General features: G+C 41.8%; 18 protein-coding genes. 9 read left to right on the top strand and 9 right to left on the bottom strand.

What is annotated here, in order from left to right:
* Positions 1 to 9 precede the first annotated feature (9 nt).
* Both NZ848_RS01035 and NZ848_RS01030 read left to right on the top strand, forming a co-directional pair.
* Positions 10 to 822, top strand: coding sequence for a 5'-methylthioadenosine/adenosylhomocysteine nucleosidase (locus NZ848_RS01035; protein WP_259014014.1), 813 nt, complete (start codon positions 10 to 12; stop codon positions 820 to 822).
* Positions 823 to 829: 7 nt separating this feature from the next.
* On the top strand, positions 830 to 1,975 hold the full coding sequence (locus NZ848_RS01030) for a MalY/PatB family protein (RefSeq protein WP_259014013.1): 1,146 nt from the start codon (positions 830 to 832) through the stop codon (positions 1,973 to 1,975).
* 132 nt (positions 1,976 to 2,107) lie between these two features.
* Here NZ848_RS01030 and NZ848_RS01025 read toward each other — a convergent pair whose 3' ends face one another.
* Both NZ848_RS01025 and NZ848_RS01020 read right to left on the bottom strand, forming a co-directional pair.
* A complete protein-coding gene (locus tag NZ848_RS01025; protein WP_259014012.1) occupies positions 2,108 to 3,226 on the bottom strand; it encodes a DUF4932 domain-containing protein in 1,119 nt (372 codons plus the stop codon).
* A 545-nt stretch (positions 3,227 to 3,771) separates the two neighbouring features.
* Positions 3,772 to 4,329, bottom strand: coding sequence for a tetratricopeptide repeat protein (locus NZ848_RS01020; RefSeq protein ID WP_259014011.1), 558 nt, complete (start codon positions 4,327 to 4,329; stop codon positions 3,772 to 3,774).
* Between the two features lie 292 nt (positions 4,330 to 4,621).
* On the opposite strand from NZ848_RS01020, the gene NZ848_RS01015 reads away from it, so the two are divergent.
* Entirely contained in the window at positions 4,622 to 5,185 is a 564-nt protein-coding gene (locus NZ848_RS01015) for a hypothetical protein (protein WP_259014010.1), read from the top strand.
* A 37-nt stretch (positions 5,186 to 5,222) separates the two neighbouring features.
* Here NZ848_RS01015 and NZ848_RS01010 read toward each other — a convergent pair whose 3' ends face one another.
* Complete coding sequence (locus tag NZ848_RS01010; RefSeq protein WP_259014009.1) at positions 5,223 to 6,137, bottom strand: alpha/beta hydrolase; 915 nt, start codon at positions 6,135 to 6,137, stop codon at positions 5,223 to 5,225.
* A 107-nt stretch (positions 6,138 to 6,244) separates the two neighbouring features.
* On the opposite strand from NZ848_RS01010, the gene NZ848_RS01005 reads away from it, so the two are divergent.
* From NZ848_RS01005 to NZ848_RS00995, 3 genes are all read left to right on the top strand, one after another.
* The gene (locus NZ848_RS01005) at positions 6,245 to 6,826 is read left to right on the top strand and encodes a Crp/Fnr family transcriptional regulator (protein ID WP_101727272.1); all 582 of its coding nucleotides are present in this window, start codon (positions 6,245 to 6,247) and stop codon (positions 6,824 to 6,826) included.
* A 108-nt stretch (positions 6,827 to 6,934) separates the two neighbouring features.
* On the top strand, positions 6,935 to 8,119 hold the full coding sequence (locus tag NZ848_RS01000; RefSeq protein ID WP_259014008.1) for a parallel beta-helix domain-containing protein: 1,185 nt from the start codon (positions 6,935 to 6,937) through the stop codon (positions 8,117 to 8,119).
* Positions 8,120 to 8,160: 41 nt separating this feature from the next.
* A complete protein-coding gene (locus tag NZ848_RS00995; RefSeq protein WP_259014007.1) occupies positions 8,161 to 9,231 on the top strand; it encodes an SO2930 family diheme c-type cytochrome in 1,071 nt (356 codons plus the stop codon).
* 174 nt (positions 9,232 to 9,405) lie between these two features.
* Here the strand turns inward: NZ848_RS00995 and NZ848_RS00990 are convergent, their stop codons facing one another.
* The 5 genes from NZ848_RS00990 to NZ848_RS00970 all read right to left on the bottom strand — a co-directional run bounded on the left by NZ848_RS00990 (position 9,406) and on the right by NZ848_RS00970 (position 15,579).
* Positions 9,406 to 9,699 (bottom strand): SelT/SelW/SelH family protein, encoded by a 294-nt coding sequence (locus NZ848_RS00990; protein ID WP_259014006.1) that lies wholly within the window; start codon positions 9,697 to 9,699, stop codon positions 9,406 to 9,408.
* 35 nt (positions 9,700 to 9,734) lie between these two features.
* Entirely contained in the window at positions 9,735 to 12,743 is a 3,009-nt protein-coding gene (locus NZ848_RS00985; RefSeq protein ID WP_259014005.1) for a PVC-type heme-binding CxxCH protein, read from the bottom strand.
* Positions 12,744 to 12,830: 87 nt separating this feature from the next.
* A complete protein-coding gene (locus tag NZ848_RS00980) occupies positions 12,831 to 13,940 on the bottom strand; it encodes a C40 family peptidase (RefSeq protein WP_259014004.1) in 1,110 nt (369 codons plus the stop codon).
* A gap of 81 nt (positions 13,941 to 14,021) precedes the next feature.
* Positions 14,022 to 15,044 carry a thiamine-phosphate kinase gene (thiL, locus tag NZ848_RS00975; protein WP_259014003.1) on the bottom strand — a complete coding sequence of 341 codons (1,023 nt, stop codon included), beginning with the start codon at positions 15,042 to 15,044 and terminating at the stop codon, positions 14,022 to 14,024.
* 97 nt (positions 15,045 to 15,141) lie between these two features.
* A complete protein-coding gene (locus NZ848_RS00970) occupies positions 15,142 to 15,579 on the bottom strand; it encodes a hypothetical protein (protein ID WP_259014002.1) in 438 nt (145 codons plus the stop codon).
* Between the two features lie 231 nt (positions 15,580 to 15,810).
* On the opposite strand from NZ848_RS00970, the gene NZ848_RS00965 reads away from it, so the two are divergent.
* Both NZ848_RS00965 and NZ848_RS00960 read left to right on the top strand, forming a co-directional pair.
* Positions 15,811 to 16,041 (top strand): cytochrome b5 domain-containing protein, encoded by a 231-nt coding sequence (locus tag NZ848_RS00965; RefSeq protein ID WP_101727488.1) that lies wholly within the window; start codon positions 15,811 to 15,813, stop codon positions 16,039 to 16,041.
* 72 nt (positions 16,042 to 16,113) lie between these two features.
* Complete coding sequence (locus NZ848_RS00960; RefSeq protein ID WP_259014001.1) at positions 16,114 to 16,359, top strand: hypothetical protein; 246 nt, start codon at positions 16,114 to 16,116, stop codon at positions 16,357 to 16,359.
* A 26-nt stretch (positions 16,360 to 16,385) separates the two neighbouring features.
* Here NZ848_RS00960 and NZ848_RS00955 read toward each other — a convergent pair whose 3' ends face one another.
* The gene (locus NZ848_RS00955; protein WP_259014000.1) at positions 16,386 to 17,192 is read right to left on the bottom strand and encodes an MOSC domain-containing protein; all 807 of its coding nucleotides are present in this window, start codon (positions 17,190 to 17,192) and stop codon (positions 16,386 to 16,388) included.
* Positions 17,193 to 17,383: 191 nt separating this feature from the next.
* On the opposite strand from NZ848_RS00955, the gene NZ848_RS21490 reads away from it, so the two are divergent.
* Entirely contained in the window at positions 17,384 to 19,387 is a 2,004-nt protein-coding gene (locus NZ848_RS21490) for an OmpA family protein (protein ID WP_309600815.1), read from the top strand.
* The last annotated feature ends 69 nt before the right edge of the window (positions 19,388 to 19,456 follow it).

Here is a 19,456-nt window from a genome sequence, read left to right as displayed (position 1 = left end):
CCGCATAAAATGAAAAAGAGTTCTGTTTATTTACTATTGCTTACTGCTTTTCTCAGCATTTGTGCCCCTCAGTTGGCGGTAGCGCAGAAAATTGCCATTCTGGGCGCCATGCCTGAGGAGATTCAATTGCTGGAATCGCAATTGACGCGGGTTCGTACAAAGAATATACTCGGCTTTCAGTTTAAAACCGGAAAACTAAACGGCAAAAAGGTAATTCTTACCGAAACAGGCATCGGAAAAGTAAATGCAGCCGTTGTTACTACTTTGATAATCAGAGAGTTTCGTCCGCAATCAATTATTTTTACGGGTATTGCCGGGGGGATTAGCGAAAACCTTAATCAGGGCGACATTGTCATTGGCAATCGTCTGACTTACCATGATTACGGCCGGTTAACCAATGAAGGCTTAAGCACCAATGCCACACGCAACCCGATAACCAAGCAGTTGAACCCGGTCTATTTTTCCTCTGACTCGTTATTGGTTTCTAAAGCCATACAGGCATCGGGGAATATTCGCTTACTTAAAATCTCAACAGATAGCCCACAACCAATGGTATCGGTGGGAACTATTGTAACGGGAGACACCTTTGTAACATCAAGCACGGCAGTAAGCCTTTTTAAGAAAACCTTACAGGCCGATGCTACTGAAATGGAAGGTGCTGCAGTAGCACAGGTTTGTTATCAGCAGAATATCCCGTTTCTGATTATCAGAAGCATCAGTGATAAAGCCAATGAAAAAGCATCGGTAGACTTTCAGACTTTTAAAAAAATTGCCTCCGACAACTCGGCAACCCTGGTAAAGGAGATATTAAAAAATTTATAAATATTACATGACCTACGATTTCGACGAATTAATTGACCGCACACAAACAGACAGCGCCAAGTGGAAAAAATATGCGGGAAAAGACATTATACCTCTATGGGTGGCAGATATGGACTTCAAGGCGTCGCCGGCCATATTACAAGCGCTTGATAAAGTAACCAGAGAAGGAGTAATTGGCTATTGGCAGATACCAGACGAGCTGGTGGAGGTAACTCTGAAACGACTGGAAGAACGGCACAACTGGAAAGTGCCTAAAGAATGGCTGGTATGGCTGCCCGGAATGGTACCCGGCCTGACACTCACCTGCATGAGCGTAGGTAATGACGACGACGAGGTTATAACCACTGTACCCGTTTACGGGCCATTCATGAAAGCGCCCGTTGCTGCCCGTAAAAAACTGGTAAAAGTACCCTTGAAAGAAGAAAATAACCGATGGACGTTTGATTTTGAAGCCATAAAGGCTGCCATTACTCCGCGCACCCGGATATTTATGTTGTGTAATCCTTATAACCCGGGCGGTACGGTTTTTTCTAAAGAAGAACTGCAAACACTGGCAGATATTTGCGTAGCGAACAATATAGTGATTTGCGCAGATGAAATTCATTGCGATCTGATACTGGACGAAACCAAAAGGCATATTTCTATTGCCACGCTTAGTCCGGAAATTGCAAAGAACACAGTTACCTTACTGGCTCCCAGCAAAACCTTCAATATTGCAGGTCTAGGCTGCTCTTTTGCGGTTATTCCTGACGATAAATTACGAGCCAGATATGCTGATTTAAGATATATTCTTGAACCTATGGTGTCTGCTTATGGCTATGAAGCTGCACTGGCAGCATACCGCGACAGCGCCGACTGGCACCAGCAATTGCTGGCTTATCTGCGCAAAAATTATGCGTATATTCTGAAAGAAATGAATGCCTTCAAGGGCTTTAAAATGCTGCCTTTAGAGGCCACTTATCTGGCCTGGATAGATGTACGCGAGAGCGGAATTGAAAATCTGGCTCAAAAACTGGAAGATGTCGGGGTTGGTATTTCGGAAGGTGAATTCTTTTTTGACGGCAAAGGTTTCATCCGTCTTAATTTCGGCACACAAATGAGCCGGCTGGTAGAGGCTGTAGAACGAATGAAGCGAGTTCTGGAAAGAAAATAGGCAATCTGCCTGACAATTGAACTGGTAAGGCAGGCAGCTATTAAACTGATGTTGAAGATAGTTTTCTCTAGCCAAACACTATGTGGCTTGCAAGAAAACTATCTTCTTTTGTTAAAAACAATGCCTTGTTATTTACTCAGCAAACAGTTTTATAAATTCGGGATACCACTTATCAATCTTTTCTTTCGGATACGCCTGACGGATTTTAAGAAGATTTTCCGAGAATAATTTCATTTTTGTAAAACCCCTTTCAGTCATTATTGAAATAATATCTTTGTTAACCTTTTCAAAGGTGGCTTGGTCATACTGGTCTTTGCAATAAAGCACATAAACACCATAAGTCATATATTCATTAAAAACACTAACAGGCTTAGGATAAGCAAATATTCCTTCCACTTTTTCATCTACCCAGGTTTTTCGGTCTGCAAAAATTTTATTGATAAGTTCTTTGTTAGCCTCTGTCGGGGCATGAACGTAATTATGGTCAATTTCAGTAAACATGACCCTGGTGTTCAGCAACTCGTTTTCAAGAGGTGTAAGATTCGGATAATTATCAACAGGTGGTAGATTCATGTGAATCAACGAAAAATTATTGTTGTCAAATTGTCCCGTATAATTCAATCCGTTTATTAACGGAGAGCACAATATAATGTAACTGTCTTTTTTTGTTTCAAAATTATTTTCTAACCATTTCCATTGTCTTCCGAGATTAGCATTTTTTTCATAGTCAGAAATAATTCCTGCATAAAATGGCTGATGATTAGAATAGAATTTTCTGAATTTAGATTTTTTTGCAAAATCTTCTATATCCTTTCTATACCTGGTAATCGGATTTTCATCAATTTTCATATTGGCCACGCCGGTAGCCGGAAAAATGAAAACGTCACTTTTTACAAGTTTATTCCCTTTGAAATTATATGAAATTGCGTTTCCAGTAAGAAAAATATAATTGAAGATAGAGGAGACCATTAATGAATCAAAAGTCTTGATAATTTTTTCATTTTCGTATGGCTTAAAATAAGAACGTAGGTCCTGATAATACTGCCCTTTCTGCTGAACCATATCATCGTTTTCTTTGCCGGTATTGGTAATGGCAACCATGATATTAATCAACTCTTTTACTTCGTTGATTTCAATTTTATATTTCCCCTGATTTTCTTTTTTGAATTTCTCTGAAAAATTTACTTTATCCTGCGCAAATGAAGTGAACGAAATGACAATCAGTAAGATTGAAAAAAGATTTTTTCTCATAATTGAGTAGAATTATATTGTTGATGAATGTGAGTGGATTAAACTAAATTGCACTCAGTGTAAATCGATTTCGTTTTAATCAGAAGTTCCTATGCAATTTTTTCAGGGGCGAAATTACAAAAAAAGATAAAGTACACAACATAGATTGCCCTTTTGAGCACTATTGCAGGTGTTGTTCTGCTACCCACGCGCGTTGGTATTATTAAAATTTATCAGCTGTAAATTACCGTATTTCTTTTCTTATCAGTTGATTAGCCTTTCTTAAATCAGCTTCGCGTTTTCAGGGTACAACCTTATATTTTTGTTACTAATGCCAATAGTATCTTTAAAGTCAAGTATAAAATTACCCGTAGTACATTTGTACAGACATGCTTCAATTATCCCGATTTTCACCAACAAAAGCAATGAAAAGGGTTATTGGCACATAAAAGAAATTGTTCTTCCAGATAGCAAACACAGAACGTTATAATGGAATTTCTGATGTACTACGGGTTGAAAAAATAAATTCAGAAGCACTATAAATGGCCCTCTGCTAAATTAATAACCTATTTTTCGGGTGTAAACTGTATTATTTCAGCCATTGCATTTCTTGCCAATGTCCAATACTCAGTTTCATCTATACCTATCAAATCAAGCCCTTTGTGCAGGTAAACCACAGCATTTTTTGTGTCTCCTAAATTTTTATAACACAACCCCATTTTCACGTAAGCAATGTTTCTATTAGCCTTGCACTCATTAGCTTTTCTTTCAAATTGTACGATAGACTTTATTTTAAAAATCGAAAATCTATTTTTTTCATCATAACTGGCAGAATAGTACGGCTCAACACATTGTGATAGCAAATTTGCAAGCCAATTTACATTTTTAGAGTAAGCCTCATAAGCAGTGACTGCTTCCTTCCACGATTGTGCCTCATATAAAGCATCTGCTTTCTTTTTCATTGCATCTACACTAGCAATGGTAGGCACACCATACTTTTCTATCATCTCCAATTGCCTTGATATATCCATAGGGTCAACCTTAACTTTAGGTTCTTCTTTAGTCTGAGCAAATACTGTTGCGCATAGGCACATCAAAAACACAATAATCAGAGTCCTTTTCATTTTACATTAAAGTTTAAAATTGTATTAAGAGTTAGTTTTGTTTACCAGAAAGGTTTTGCAACTGCCCCGCCAAGATAAAGAATTTAAACACTCTTTTGAAAAATATGTTGTGATGATATCTTTAATAAATTGTAGTTGTTTGGCAGCTTAACTTCCTGTTTTAAATTTGGCCTTTAATTGCATTACTTTTATTTATTCTGAAGTTTGAGATGACTATCATCAGCCACAAAACTCAGAGAAAATAATCATAAAACCGGTAATCTTATTCTGATTAAATCAATCCCAAGTCCGCATGCACGAAATTGAACCCTTTTATAACTGGCAGAGATATTACCTGTCGGAAGACGACGAAAATTCACCCTTTTATGGCCGCACGTATGGTATTGAATACGAGGATACCATATATGGTTATTATATTGACCCTAACTGGGACTCTATTGGCTCAGAAACACTGTATTGTAAAATTCTGATGGCAGATTATGAACATCATTATGCCATTATTGAAGTATTCGGCGAATGGAACGACACACTTCATAATGATGTCATGTTTCTGAAAAGAACCGTAGTAGACCATCTTACTAAGAAAGGTATTAATCAATATATTCTGATTGGTGAAAACCTGTTACAATTTCATGGTGGAGATGAAGACTACTACGAAGAATGGTTTGAAGACGTAGAAGATGGCTGGATAGCCGCCGTTAATTTCAGGGATTTTATTCTTGACGAGTTCAGACGTTACCATCTTGACTCTTACATCAATTTCGGCGGAACATTACAGGTCGGTAACTGGCGGACTCTAAAGCCCCACCAGTTTTATGATTTAATAAAGGGTTTGATTATGCGGAGGTTGGCGTAAAAGAAAAAGGATGGAATTTTATTCCACCCCTTGTTGATTACTTCATCAGTTTTCTGTCTTTCAGCCAGTCTTCCATGCGGTTGGCCCATGTTTCTACTGGGCCTCTTCCTTTTTTCTTTAATCCATAACCATGGCCTCCTTTTTCATAAATGTGCATTTCAACAGGCACTTTATTTTTTTTGCAGGCCAGAAAATACGCAATACTGTTTTCAGGCTGTACGCCGTCATCGGTGGTGCTGATTAAAAATGTGGGAGGGGTATCTTTGGTTACCTGTTTGTCGTTTGAATATAGTTCAATTTTATCTACCGGTGGGTTCTTTCCAATCAGGTTGTCTCTTGAGCCCATGTGCGTAAACCTGTTGCCAAATGATATAACAGGGTAAATGAGCAAAGAAAAATCCGGACGCACACTTACCGATGGGTCGGTAAGCTCTCCTACCTGGCTTGTAAAATGCGTAGACGCCGTAGAGGCCAGGTGCCCCCCTGCCGAAAAGCCCATAATACCTATTTTATCGGCGGCCACTCCATACTTAGCGGCATTTTTACGTACAATCCTAATGGCCTGCTGGGCATCCTGTAAAGGTCTGATCTCGTCGTTATCAAACAACTCTTCCTGCGGCAATCTATATTTCAACACAAAGGCTGTCATGCCTCTGGCATTAAACCATTTGGCAATGTCGTAGCCTTCGTGGTCTATGGCAAGAATACCATAACCACCACCCGGGCATATAATTACGGTTGCATCGGTGGTTTTCTTTTTGGCAGGATAAACAATCAGAGCGGGCTGGGTAATATCTTTTACACGCGTAATGCCGTCGGTGGTTTTAGAGTCCTCCGGTACTTGCTTTTTTAAGCCGGGTACTGCATCAGAATACAGTAAAATAGTTTCGTTCTGGGCATAAAGATTAGACATAACAGCCGAGGTAAATAGCATTAAAAACAATTTTTTCATTGAGCAATTTTTAATTGGTTGTTTAACAGACGGATAATTTACAAAGTTGGAAAAAAATATTGTTTCTGATACTTTTCTACTAATATTGTAGAGCTATTTCTTTCACTATGCTTCCCGAATACGAAAACTACCTTCAGTTTATTCTAAAACTATCTCCCTTATCGCAGGAAAGCATCAATGCGCTTGTTCCTTTCTTACATCAGAGAACCTTCAGCCGGAAAGACTTTCTTGTTTTGCAGGGCAATGTATCTGATGAGCTTCATTTTATCATTTCAGGTTCTGTAAGAGAGTATTTTGAAGACGCCAATGCCAATGAAATAAACACCTGGTTTGGCTTCGAAAACGCAATCGCTATTTCAACCCATAGTTTTTTCTCGCAAAAACCCAGCCTCACGCACATTCAGGCGCTGGAAGACACCAGAACAATTGTTTTGAAGTATGATGATATTCAACAACTATATGGCAGGTTTCATGAAATAGAGCGATTGGGCCGTATAATAACCGAGCAATATCTGGTGCAAATAGAAGAGATGAAGATTATTCTGCAAACACTTACAGCCAGGCAACGTTACCAGTACCTGCTGCAACACAAACCCGAATTTGTGCAACGCATACCGCTTAAGTATCTGGCTTCATTTTTAGGCATAAAGCTGGAAACCCTCAGCCGGGTAAGAGGGCAGAAAGATTAACAGCACAACTTCTTTATTTGAGCAGCCTTTAATTATTTGACATTTATCAAACAATTATATCCCGAAAAAATGCAAGATTTGGAATCTGTTCATTCAATCCTAAACAAAATGAAGAAGACTGCCTTTTTTATAACTACCCTAATGGTCTGTTCGGCTGTTGTCTATGCTCAAAAAGATATTCAGAAACGCTACCAGACACAGTTTATTATGGCTGAAAACGGCTCTACTATTGAGCTGGACGAGGGTTCTTTCACTTTCACGGCCAGCCTTTCTATGGAAGGTAAGAAAAACATCATAATCAAGGGAAAAGGGAAAGATAAAACCATTTTGTCTTTTAAAGGGCAGACCGAAGGTGCAGAGGGTATTCGTGTGTCAAATGCAGAAAATATTATTATACAGGATCTGACCGTGCAGGACAGTAAAGGAGATGCCGTAAAAACCATGAACGTAAAAGGCATTACTTTCAGAAACGTAAAAACCGAATGGACGGGTGGCCCCAAAAAAGAAAATGGTTCGTATGGCCTATATCCGGTACAATGCGAAAAAGTGCTCATTGAAGGCTGCGAAGCCATTGGCGCTTCTGATGCAGGCATTTATGTAGGGCAATCGAAAGATATTATTGTCCGTAAATCCCGTGCTTTTCGTAATGTGGCAGGCATTGAAATTGAAAACTCGCTCAATGCAGATGTGTATGAAAACGAAGCCACTGAAAACACAGGCGGTATTCTGGTATTTGACCTGCCAGACCTGATTCTTAAAAAAGGTGGTTATACCCGTGTGTTCAACAACAATATTCACCACAACAATTTGCGCAATTTTGCCCCGAAAGGAAATATTGTGGGTAAGGTACCTGATGGCACAGGAGTGCTGATTCTGGCTGCCAATAATGTGGAAATATTCAATAATCAGATTATCGATAATAAATCGGTAAGTACTGGCATTATCAGTTATTTTACTACCGAAAACCCCATAAAAGACCCTACTTATTATCCTTATCCGGTGGCCATCAATATTCATGATAATGTTTTTGAGCGCCAGCATGTAAAGGCTACCAGTAAAGGGCGTTTCGGACAGATGTATCGTTTTAAACTACGATTCGGTAAAAATGTGCCGCATATCCAGTGGGATGGCATTGTTGACGCTAAAAATAATCAGAAAGTTTTGTGTATTAAAAACAATAAAAATACCTCTTTTGCCAATCTTGATGTGGAACATAATTTCAAGAATGTTTCACGCGATGCCTCAGTTCATAACTGTTCGCTGGAAAGTCTGAAAGTGGCCTCAATTGATTAATTATTTTTTTCCGACCTAAGCGTTTGACCTCTCTTTCTTTAATGCACAAAATTGTTTTTTTACTCCTGGCTCTTGGCATTTTTGCTTTTACTTCTTTGAAGCAGGAAACTGCAACAAAAGAGGTAAAGGCAAGCATGCCCAGGGAGAAACTATCAGATTATCATTTTTTTGAGGGTAACATGGCTGCTCAGAAACCTGTGGCAGGTGTTGTACCCTACTCTTTAAATACCCCCTTGTTTAGTGATTACGCCGAGAAATTGAGATTCGTAAAACTGCCCGAAGGTGCAAAAGTTCCTTATAATGCCACAGAAGTGTTAGATTTTCCGGTTGGTTCAACCCTTATAAAAACGTTTTATTACCCCAACGATTTCAGAAATATTGATAAAGGCAGAAGAATTATGGAAACCCGCCTGCTGATACATGAACCCGATGGCTGGAAAGCACTGGCTTATGTATGGAACGACGAGCAGACAGAGGCTTATCTGGAGGTGGCGGGTGACACCAAAGAAGTAAGCTACATTGACCTGAACGGTAAAAAGAAAAAACACGAGTATAGTGTACCCAACCTGAACCAGTGCAAAGGTTGCCATAACCGAAACGAGGTGATGTCACCCATTGGGCCTTCTGCCCGGCAACTTAATGGAAGCTACAAAGCATGGGGAACAAAGGAAGAAACTGAAAACCAGCTTATTGCCTGGCAAAAAACAGGAGTTCTGCAGCATTTGCCAGCTCTTGAACTGGTACCCAAAGCGCCGGTTTGGAATAAACCTGAAACCGGGACCCTGGACGAAAGAGCCAGAATATGGCTTGACATCAATTGTGCCCACTGCCACCGATTAGGGGGCCCTGCGCAAACCTCAGGCCTTAATCTGAGTATACATGAGACCGACCAGCTTGCCTATGGTATCATGAAAACCCCGGTAGCTGCCGGGAGAGGTTCCGGAAACAGGAAGTTTGATATTGTACCGGGGAAACCGGAAGAGTCTATCCTGCTGTATAGGATTGAATCAACAGACCCGGGTGAAATGATGCCCGAGGTAGGCCGTAAAACCAATCACAAAGAGGGCATTGAGCTGATAAAAGAATGGATTAAACAAATGAAGAAGTCCTGAGCCTTATGCCTGGCTTTTCATCCATTATATAAACATTTGTTCGCAAAGTTGTTTTAGAAAGAAATTAGTTTGCTGTACCTGATAAAGTTGAAAACAAAAACGGAGCCTGGTAATACTACCTGCTCCGTTTGTTTTTAAATTTTTAATGCCATTTGAATTTCGGCTACCTTGGCGCTACTTCCTGTCGCTATGCCCTAGCGATTTCGCCGGTGCAATCAGGTCTCTTACCAGTTGCTTTAGCTCCTTTATTTCCGGAAAGTGTCCTTCTCTTTTACGGTCAAAGATTACCTCTTCATTCAATAAAACCTTGAAACTACCGGACACCTCACTTGGGCGTAGACTTACTTCGCCCAGCTCCTCTTCAAAGGTAGTGAGTAACTCTTGTGCCAACCATGCAGAACGCATCAGCCAATGGCATTTCGGGCAATATTCCAGTGTAATTTTGGGCTTCATAAGTACTAAATTCAACCTTGCAAAGGTTTGCCTTCAAACCTTTGCAGTGATTATTTTTTCAAGGTCGACAGGTATTCTACCAGGTCAACAAGTTCTTGTTTTTGCAACGGAAACTGTGGCATCAGCGACTCTTTGTGTTCTTTGATAGATACAATCTCAGAACGCTTGTATGAGGTAGGGTTAGCGCTGCCAAGCGTTTTCATTGTAACGTCGTTTTCGGTTCTGGTCAATATCATTCCGTCTACTTCAGTGCCGTTTTTCAATTTTACCGTAAAGCCCTCAAAACCGAAACTGATGCCCTGACTTGGGTTCAGAATTGCAGAAAACAAAGCATCTTTAGATAATTTACTACCAATCTCGGTCAAGGCAGGGCCAAAATTAACGCCTTCGCCCTTACCCACGTGGCATGAAGTACAATACATCTTAAATGCTTCCTGTCCTTTTGATGCATTACCGGTCAGTTTCACCAGGTCATTGATATTACCAACCGACTTATCAACACTTGCTCCGAACATTTTCATGGCCTCTGAACGGATGTCGCCATGCCAGGTTTTCAATAGTATTTTCTGTGCAATCGGCATTACATCTTCGGGCACCTTATTGGCTTTCACCAGATTCCACAGAATCTCTTCACTGTTCCAGCCAGTCATGGCCCACATGGCTCTTTCGCGCACTGCCATGCTCTTCGCTTTATTGTTGTATAAGGTTATCAGATAATCGGTAACTGGCTTTTCGTCAACGCCGCCAAACATATCTATCGCTTTCAGCACTGTTTTTTCATCCTTGCTGGTGGTCAGTTTTTTAAATGCATCCAGTCCATTTAATCTAATCTGTAGTCTGGCTGCCTCACCACCAAATGTTTTGTCGTCCATTACCATATTCACCAAACGAGTTGACTGGTCTTTCAACTGGTAACGTTTTACAATATCCAGGTAATCGGATGGCGATTGAATACCAGCCAGCACTTTAGGCAAAAGCGCAGCATAGCGCGCATCTTTTTTAGCACTTTCAACATCAAGATGCTTAAAAACCAAGGTCATTACATCGGCAGGTGCCTTACCACCATCCAGCATACCCAGCAGCACTGTGGTTTTTTCCGGATTCGACTGAAAATCGAAAGCACGGAAATATCTTAGTCTGGCCTCCCCTTCTGAAGTTTTGGCTAATTCAGCGAGCCGGTAAATATTGTCGGTCGAGCGGCTTCTCCACACTATATCTTTGGCTTTGGCATCAGATTTCCAGCGTTCGCCTATGGTTTCTATGTACTTGGCAAAAAAGCTATCCCATTGGTTATCGGCAGCAATACCCAGCGCCTCCAGATACCATCGGTCGGTGCCATCGTATTGGTTTGCCAGTGATACCCAGATATTGGCAGCCTCCGGATTTTTACTATGACGAATAGCCAATGCCACTTCCCTTCTGATTTGCGGCGAAGGGTCTTGCGCCAATTTGGTCAGTACTGCAAAATCTGTCATTTTAAGCTCCTGCGCCAAACGCAGACCAACCATGCGTACATCTTCGTTTTTGTCTGTCAGAGCGGCATTAATATATTTCTTCTCTTCGCCTTTTATGTTAGCCAGCAACCATAAGGCTCTGGCGCGTATACGCGGGTTTTCAGAAGCCCACATGGCCTGCAATGCAGGTTCAGCTTTTTTCTGCCATTGGTTTAGTTTTGTCCAGGCCAAATAACGCACAGCCAGATTCGGATTCTGCAGGGCTTTTACGCAGCCTTCAGGCGTTTCAAAATCAAAGACCGGTACCGAGAATTTGCTTCCTTTGGGTGCTACACGATAAATTCGCCCGCGAAGGCTGTCACCCATGGCATGGCCGCCCACGCCCGGGTCGTACCAGTCGGCAATAAAAATAGAGCCGTCGGGCGCTGTGGTTACATCAGACGGGCGGAACCACTTGTCTCGGGTTGAGCCGTCAAGAATATTGTTGATGGTGGCCTTGAATCCAGCGCCACTTTTTTCTACTGCGTAAGAGCGCACAATGTTTGGCCCGGCATCGCAATGAATCATCTGATTGCGGTACTTTTGGGGCAGCAAATCGCCCTCGTAGATAATCATGCCGGTTGGTGAACCTGCCCCTGTCTGTAGCAGATTCGGCACTACACCGGGGTCGTTCAGGTGCCAGTGGCGCAAAGGTATTTCGTTTTCCCAGTTGGTGCGGCGTTCCTGCCAGCTTGCCCCGGTCATTTCATCTTTATAGCCATAGTTGCCATGGTCTATTACGTAGTTGATACGCACGCCCTTGTTGCCGTCATCATCGTTATCAGATTGCCACATTCTGCCGTAAGAATCAATGGCAACTTCATAATTATTTCTGAAATTGTGTGCAAGAATCTCCACGTTCGAGCCATCTACATCACATCTAAAAATCTTGCCCTGCTTGTAGCTTGAAAAAGGTCTGCCCAGGTCGTCTTTCAGCTCTACTCCGTTTTTATCACTCAGGGTTTCTATCTCATTACCTCCATTAAAGTACAACTTACCATCAGGCCCGAACGTAAAGGCATGAATGGCGTGGTCGTGCTGTACCCCTTTCAGGTTAGTAAAAATCACTTCCTTTTTATCTGCCTTGTCGTCTCCGTTTTCATCGGTGAACAAAAACACATTAGGGCTGCAAGACACAATTACTTTATTGCCCAAAACAGATACGCCTAAAGCCGAGTTAATCTCTTCACCCTGATAAAACACAGTGGTTTTATCAGCTTTTCCATCTTTATCTGTATCTTCCAGAATCAAAATTCTGTCGCCCTTTTTGTTATATGGATTCTTAGGATTTAGCTGATTGCGGTAATTGTAGCCTTCGCAAATCCAGACCCTGCCTTTGGCGTCAATATCCATGTTGGTGGGGTTCATCATCATTGGCTCAGAGGCAAAAAGTGTTACCTCCAGCTCAGGGTCGGCCAGCTTTACGCCATCCAGTGCATATTGCACTTTCCGTTTATCTTCTTCTGTCAGTTTGGCATATTCTTCGTCTGAGAGTTTCCCTGAGTCTTGCCTAAAGGCAACTGATAACAATAGAACAGTGATAGAAAAAATGATTGATTTTTTCATTGCAGGTAAATACATTGTTAAAGGCTTTGAATAGATACTTTAAAAGTACGGAATTGGTGTCAATCTGACAAATAAAATGTACGAGGACTAATTTTTGAGAGAAACGATACCTTTGTCAGTTCCCAGACCCAGGATACGCCTGGCACGCAGATAACGTGCCGCATTACCGGCATCATAGCGAGTACTTTCTTTATCAAAACTACTGATGCGCACCATACCCGAAGAATGTATAAACTCATTGTTGCCTATCCACATACCTACGTGCACTACTCTTTCGGGTTTATCGGCAGTAGATTTTTCACCAAAAAACAGCAGGTCGCCTACCTGTAGGTTTTCAAAGGCTACTTCTTCGCCTACAAAGGCCTGCTGAGAGGCATCTCTTGGCAGCAGAATGCCATTGGTCTGAAAAACCATGCGCATATAACCGCTGCAATCTACACCTTTCCATGAGGTACCACCCCACAGATACGGCAGGCCCATCATGCGGTAAGCAGTTTTTGTTAATGACTCAGGGCTTGGTGAAGTTATTTTCTTCCATTCCTGATAAGAGACTGCCTCGTGTTTCAGCACAAATCCTTTGCGTGCATCCGGATACGCCACCTCAAAATAATTGGCCAGGGTGTCTTTTACGGTTAGCAGGTTGCCCCAGGTAAGGTCAGAAACCGTTTGAGTGTTTTCATCTGCCTCGGTGAACGCAAAGCCGAATGGCTTGGCAAACATCAGTTTTGGTTTACTACTATATACTTCTATATCTGTTTTAACGAATCGCTTAATGGTAGTACCTTCTACCCAGCCAATGTAGTTATCGGGCGTTTGTACCAGATACCAGTAACGGTCTTTATCAAGCACTTTAAGTGTAGTACCCAGCAGGGCCTGTGTTGCCAACTCGGCTGCTTCCTTGGGTTGCGTGCGGATATTAGCCACCGATACATTTACAATTGCATATATTTTATCTTCCAGTTCTTTTACATCAGGCAAAAGCTTTACTTCGTCAATCAGCTCGAAGCCATTATTTTTCAACCTGCCCAGCAATTCTTTTTTGGCAAGGGGCAAATTGGTCTTGCCTCTCAGTTTGTTGCTATCCAGCTCAACCTGAAAAACAGCTACGCGTTTATCAGGGGCATATTTTTTCTTTACCTGCTCAATTATAGCCGGTACTGTTGGATGCGCAAGGGGGGCTTGCGCTACCTGCGCCATAAGAACAGGGCTCAGGCAAAGAAAAACAAGTAAAAAGGTAAGTTTGCGAAAAGTTTTCAGGTTGCAATACATGTTCTATGACTATTGTAAGTGATTCCACCCCTGGGCTGTGATACCCACTTTTGAGCCGCTGTTCAGTACCAGTTCTACGGCCTTGCTTTCTGTCATGTAGCCAATAGGCGTTATATCTGTTACATTCTTGATTTTATCAAAGTCAGACTGTTTGATGGTAAACAGCAGCTGGTAGTCTTCTCCTCCGTTTAAGGCCGCCGTAACCGGGCTCAGCTTAAACTCGGTTGCCGTTAGCATGGTAATATCTTCAATGGGTAGTTTCTCTTCAAAAATAAGCGCCCCAACGCCCGATTGTGTGCTTAGGTGGATAATTTCAGAGGCCAACCCGTCTGATATATCAATCATAGAAGTAGGTACTACACCTGCTTCAGCCAGCTCATGCACAATGTCTGTTCTGGCTTCGGGTTTCAGTTGTTTACCCACCAGATACGATTTCTCTTCCAGGTCTGGCTGCATACCCGGGTTAGCCAGAAAAACCTGTTTTTCTCTTTCCAAAATCTGCAACCCAAAGTAAGCAGCGCCTAAATCGCCGGTTACGCACAAAATATCATTCGGTTTTGCTCCGCTTCTGTAAGCTACCTTGTCTTTATCTACAAAACCGGTTACGGTAACAGAAATAACAAGGCCCGAGCGTGACGAGGTGGTATCGCCTCCTATTAAATCAACCTGATAGTCCTCACAGGCAAATTTAATGCCTTCATAAATTTCATCAACTGCCTCTACCGACATACGATTGCTCAACCCTACACTTACAGTTATTTGTTTGGCAATGCCATTCATGGCGGCAATGTCAGACACATTCACTGCTACTGATTTATACCCTAAATGGCGAAGCGGAACATAGGCCAGGTCAAAATGCACCCCTTCCAGCAACATATCTGTCGAAACAAGCATGTATCGATCGCCCGTGTCAATCACTGCTGCGTCATCACCAATCCCTAATACAGACTCAGGGTTTTGCAAACTGAATTTTGTTTTTATGCGGTCAATCAAACCAAACTCTCCTAATGTATTCAACTCTGTTCTTTCCATGCTATTTGCTGTTTTGGCAAAACCTTTTCACTATTTTTTCACAAAGATAAAAAAAGGTGGACTTCGCAGCCCACCTTCCTTCAAAAATCAATCCCTTTTATTGCGTTACAAGGGTATATGTATTTATGGTGCCACCGGTCTTTGCACTGGCCGATGTGCGCGTCAATATCAATTGGGTATCGGTAATTGAGTCAATTGTAAACTCAATTGTTCCGCTTGTACCTGTCGGAGCAGGGTTCAGGTTTTTCAAAATCAGCTTGGTGTCGCCCACTACTTCATACTGACCCGAAAAAGCGTTTCCGTCGAACTCAATATAAGTAACCGTTGGAGAAGACAATAACCTTAACTGAAAGCCCGAGTAGCCGGGTCTTGTGTTACTGGCAGCACCCTTACTATACACAATGGCGCTTCCTTCCTTTACTGTACTGGCAGACCAGTTTTTCTTGATTTTCTCGCTTACCGGTACAACTTTGTCTCCACCACAAGAAAAAATAAAGAAACTACAAGCAAATAAAAGAATGGCAATTTTTTTCATAGAGTAAATTTTTGAATTTGTTTTTCAACCTTTTTTAATCAACATCATTTTGCCCTGAGAGCAACAGCAAATATGGCTTAAATATAAACCAAAAAAAATTCTTGTTAATAAAATAGACGTAATTTTTAAGCTATTGGTTGTAGATAAATTTTAACTGATATGAATTAATCTGTTTTAAGTTGCCTGCATTCATAAATCTTTACGAACTTTGTAAAAAAAATTGTATTAATCTTGAAAGAATACACCAGAGGCCAGCTGGCGCTTCGCAACGGGCAGGATAAAGAAGAAATATGGGTAGCTTACCAGTCGGTTATTTATGATGTGACGGAATCAAGACTATGGCGGAACGGGAAGCACTATGAACACTGGGCTGGCCAGGACCTGACCGACGAGCTAAAAGACGCGCCGCATACCGAAGCCGTTTTTATGAAGTTTAAAGCCATAGGCAAGCTCATTCAGTAATTACGCGTTAATTCCATTCAAAATCACGCATTCGCTCATTCACTAATTCACTAATTCACTCATTAGTTTAATATGAAACTCATAGAATCAATTATACTTTTTGCGAGTCTTGCTTTTTTGGTCATGTTTGTAGACCAGGCACTTTATAAAAAAGTAGCGCTTAAAGACAGTTACTTTTTTCTGATGTTTTCGGTAGCCGGTTTTTTGTACTACACCTACCAGAGAGGCCTCAGAAAAATAAAAGAAAAAAAGGAAGCGGAGGCTAAAAAGAAAGACGACAAGCCAAAGAGTATTGAAAAACGCTTAAGAAAAAAATAAGCAGGTGGGGGTCACCTGCCTTTGTGCTATGCTTCGGGTAATATTTCATCGCCAATGCGAATCTTTCCTTTTTCAATTACCAGTATATTCTGCCCGAAGAGAATCTTGTTGCCATTGCGCCGGTATTGGTTCAGCGTTTTTAAAGGTTCCTTGCCTTTTTCTGCCGTTTCAGGGTTAATTGTGGTTAATACGCAACGGGCGCATGGTTTTACACCTGCCAGCCTGGCGTTTCCTAAAGAGAAAAACCTGAGGTTATCTTCTTCGTGCGGCTCTCCGCCACTGAAAACCAGATTAGGACGAAAGCGTTTCATTCCTATCGGCTCGTCCAGCTTTCCGTTCAGTAAATCTAAACTTGCCTGCCCTACTAACAATAGCGGGTAGGCGTCGGCAAAGCTGGTGTGTTCTTCATGCGTAATTGAGTATTTAGGGTCTGTAGGGCGTATGGAATCATCAGGCTGATAATACAGATATGTTTCATTACCCAGCACTTCAGTAAACCAGACATCGGCTTCATTGCTTACCCTTACGGCTTTTACGGTATCATCCCAGATAGTTATCATACGGGTATCGTCAGTCTGCGGTGTAAAAGGCACTTTTAATGGAGCAATTGCTAACTTCCGATGGCTTACCCGCAGGCCGTCGGCCTCAATGGCCACATCAATCAATGCCATTTGTTCGTTTTCACGTTGAGTTCTGAACACATTATCACCGTCAGCCAACACCCATCGGCGGTCATACTGCAGGCCGCGGTCTTCGACCTGAGCTTCCTGAAGTGAAATACCCCCCAGTGATTTAATAGGGTAAATGTTTATTTCGGTTAATATTTTTGCCATCTTTACTTATATTTTTACTGACACAACATTTCGGGTTCAAAAACGTTTGTGTTATTAGGTCAAACATCTAAATTGAAGAAAAATTTACGGCATTAAAGCCCCGTAATTTTGACAAGATTGACTTACAAAACAAACTTAGAGCTACAATCTATAAAATTGTGGGCAAGTATGTTAGCCCAACCATTTAAATGATGAAAAAAATACGCTATATCATTACCTTTCTGCTCCTTTCGAACGGTGTTTTTGCGCAACTTCAGACTTATAAAAGAGGCCTGGCAAGTTTTGATAAAGGCCAGTACGACCTAGCCATCAAAGACCTGTCAAAGGTAACCAATATTGCTGAAAGTGAAAAAGCCAACCTGAACTACAAAATTGCAGAGGCTTATCGTTTGTCGAACCGCTGGGTAGAGGCCATTCCGTATTACGAAAAGGCCTTTGAAGCCAAACTGATGATACCCGAAGCTCACTTTCATTATGCATTTGCCCTGAAAGCAGCCGGAAAATATGAACAGGCCCTAAAAGAGCTGCAACAATTTATAGATGCCAAAAGCACCATAAAAGCCTATAACGAAAAAGCCTACAGAGAGGTAAACTCGCTCAGGCTGATAGGCGAACTGAAACAAAAACAGACAGATATAACTTTTAGCAATTTGTCTGCAATCAACACTGCCGGGGCTGAGTTTTCTCCGGTTGTGCTGGGCGATGAACTGATTTTTACTGCGTCGCGCAAAAGCAAAACGTATTCTAACGGCCTGCCTTATGTAGGTTTATACAAATCAAGATTTGCCCGAACCATGGAAGAAATGAGCAAACCTGAGAAATTCAGCAATGCCATTTTTGACGAAGAACGCAACGAAGGCACCCCAGCCTTTTCGCCTGACGGTAAAACCATGATTTACGCCCGGGGCAATACCGGCAAAAGAAAAGACTTTTCTCCAGACATGGATTTATACATATCGCGCTATGTAAATGGCACCGGATGGACAGAACCCAGTTATGTGAGCGCTTCTGACTCGGCCAGTTGGGATGGTTCTCCGGCTTTCTCGCGCGACGGCAAAACTATTTACTTTGCCTCTAACCGTCCCGGTGGATTTGGGGGTATTGACCTTTACAGAGTTAATATGGATGCTTCTGGCCGTTTTGGGAATCCGGTGAATATGGGCAAGGAAATCAATACCGCAGGCGACGAAATGTTTCCTTACGTATCTGAAGACGGAAAACTGTACTTTGCATCTGACGGACACCCAGGCCTTGGCAAATTAGACCTTTTTGTGGCTATTCGCTCAGGCGGTAAAATTACTGTTGAAAACATGGGGCTCCCTTATAATTCAAATATGGATGATTTCGGGCTGGTAATGCGTAAAAACGGCGATGTATTCTTTAGTTCAAACCGGGCTGGAGGCAAAGGCGATGACGATATTTACTACTACGAAGCACCCAAACAAACCGAACTGGCAGATGCAACGCCTTTGATTCCGAGGTCAACACCAGATAGCTTGTCGAAACCTCTGGAAATAAAAACCGTGAGGTACTTCCTGGCAGGTACTATTTATACCAAAAATGCCAACAATCAAAATGTACCGCTTGACTCGGCAACGGTAAAGATTCTTGCTACCGGACAAGATGAGCCATTAAAAGAAATCATTACGCAGAAAGACGGCAAGTTTGGCCCGATAGCAGTGCAGGAAGACAACGACTACGTAATATTGGGTAGCAAGAAAAACTACCTGGCCAAAAGAGAAGACTTCTCAATGTATGGCCGTACCATACCGCAGTCGCTATTAACAAAAGCCATTACGGATACTACTTTCTTTACCTCGCTCAATCTGGAAGAAATTACTTTAGACAAGACGTTCAGGGTTGAGAATATTTACTACGACCTTGATAAATGGGATATCAGACCGGATGCGGCACTTGAACTGAATAAACTTGTGCAGATACTGGTAGACAACCCTACCATTAAGATAGAGCTAGGTTCTCATACCGATGCTCGTGCTACCGAGATATATAACCTGCGCCTGTCGCAAAGACGTGCCGAGTCTGCGGTTAATTATATCGTTTCCAAAGGTATAGACAGGGCGCGTATTACAGCCAAAGGTTATGGAGAAAGCGAACTGCTTATCAGAAACGCCAAAACCGAAGACGAGCACCAGACCAACCGCCGAACCGAGTTTAAGATTATTGAAATTGAATAGTATTTATACCAGATAAAACAAAAGACCCCGAATTTCTGCCCGGGGTCTTTTGTTTTATAAGCATTTCAG

The sequence above is a fragment of the Emticicia fluvialis genome (assembly GCF_024793945.1).
Lineage (GTDB): Bacteria > Bacteroidota > Bacteroidia > Cytophagales > Spirosomataceae > Emticicia > Emticicia fluvialis.
This window is presented reverse-complemented; position numbering and strand designations above follow the sequence as displayed.

What these genes read in the sequence shown, in the direction of transcription:
- NZ848_RS01035 (WP_259014014.1), top strand. Translation starts at nt 10, where the DNA reads ATGAAAAAGAGTTCTGTTTATTTACTATTGCTTACTGCTTTTCTCAGC.
- NZ848_RS01030 (WP_259014013.1), top strand. Translation starts at nt 830, where the DNA reads ATGACCTACGATTTCGACGAATTAATTGACCGCACACAAACAGACAGC.
- NZ848_RS01025 (WP_259014012.1), bottom strand. Translation starts at nt 3,226, where the DNA reads ATGAGAAAAAATCTTTTTTCAATCTTACTGATTGTCATTTCGTTCACT.
- NZ848_RS01020 (WP_259014011.1), bottom strand. Translation starts at nt 4,329, where the DNA reads ATGAAAAGGACTCTGATTATTGTGTTTTTGATGTGCCTATGCGCAACA.
- NZ848_RS01015 (WP_259014010.1), top strand. Translation starts at nt 4,622, where the DNA reads ATGCACGAAATTGAACCCTTTTATAACTGGCAGAGATATTACCTGTCG.
- NZ848_RS01010 (WP_259014009.1), bottom strand. Translation starts at nt 6,137, where the DNA reads ATGAAAAAATTGTTTTTAATGCTATTTACCTCGGCTGTTATGTCTAAT.
- NZ848_RS01005 (WP_101727272.1), top strand. Translation starts at nt 6,245, where the DNA reads ATGCTTCCCGAATACGAAAACTACCTTCAGTTTATTCTAAAACTATCT.
- NZ848_RS01000 (WP_259014008.1), top strand. Translation starts at nt 6,935, where the DNA reads ATGAAGAAGACTGCCTTTTTTATAACTACCCTAATGGTCTGTTCGGCT.
- NZ848_RS00995 (WP_259014007.1), top strand. Translation starts at nt 8,161, where the DNA reads ATGCACAAAATTGTTTTTTTACTCCTGGCTCTTGGCATTTTTGCTTTT.
- NZ848_RS00985 (WP_259014005.1), bottom strand. Translation starts at nt 12,743, where the DNA reads ATGAAAAAATCAATCATTTTTTCTATCACTGTTCTATTGTTATCAGTT.
- NZ848_RS00980 (WP_259014004.1), bottom strand. Translation starts at nt 13,940, where the DNA reads ATGGCGCAGGTAGCGCAAGCCCCCCTTGCGCATCCAACAGTACCGGCT.
- thiL (WP_259014003.1), bottom strand. Translation starts at nt 15,044, where the DNA reads ATGGAAAGAACAGAGTTGAATACATTAGGAGAGTTTGGTTTGATTGAC.
- NZ848_RS00970 (WP_259014002.1), bottom strand. Translation starts at nt 15,579, where the DNA reads ATGAAAAAAATTGCCATTCTTTTATTTGCTTGTAGTTTCTTTATTTTT.
- NZ848_RS00960 (WP_259014001.1), top strand. Translation starts at nt 16,114, where the DNA reads ATGAAACTCATAGAATCAATTATACTTTTTGCGAGTCTTGCTTTTTTG.
- NZ848_RS00955 (WP_259014000.1), bottom strand. Translation starts at nt 17,192, where the DNA reads ATGGCAAAAATATTAACCGAAATAAACATTTACCCTATTAAATCACTG.
- NZ848_RS21490 (WP_309600815.1), top strand. Translation starts at nt 17,384, where the DNA reads ATGAAAAAAATACGCTATATCATTACCTTTCTGCTCCTTTCGAACGGT.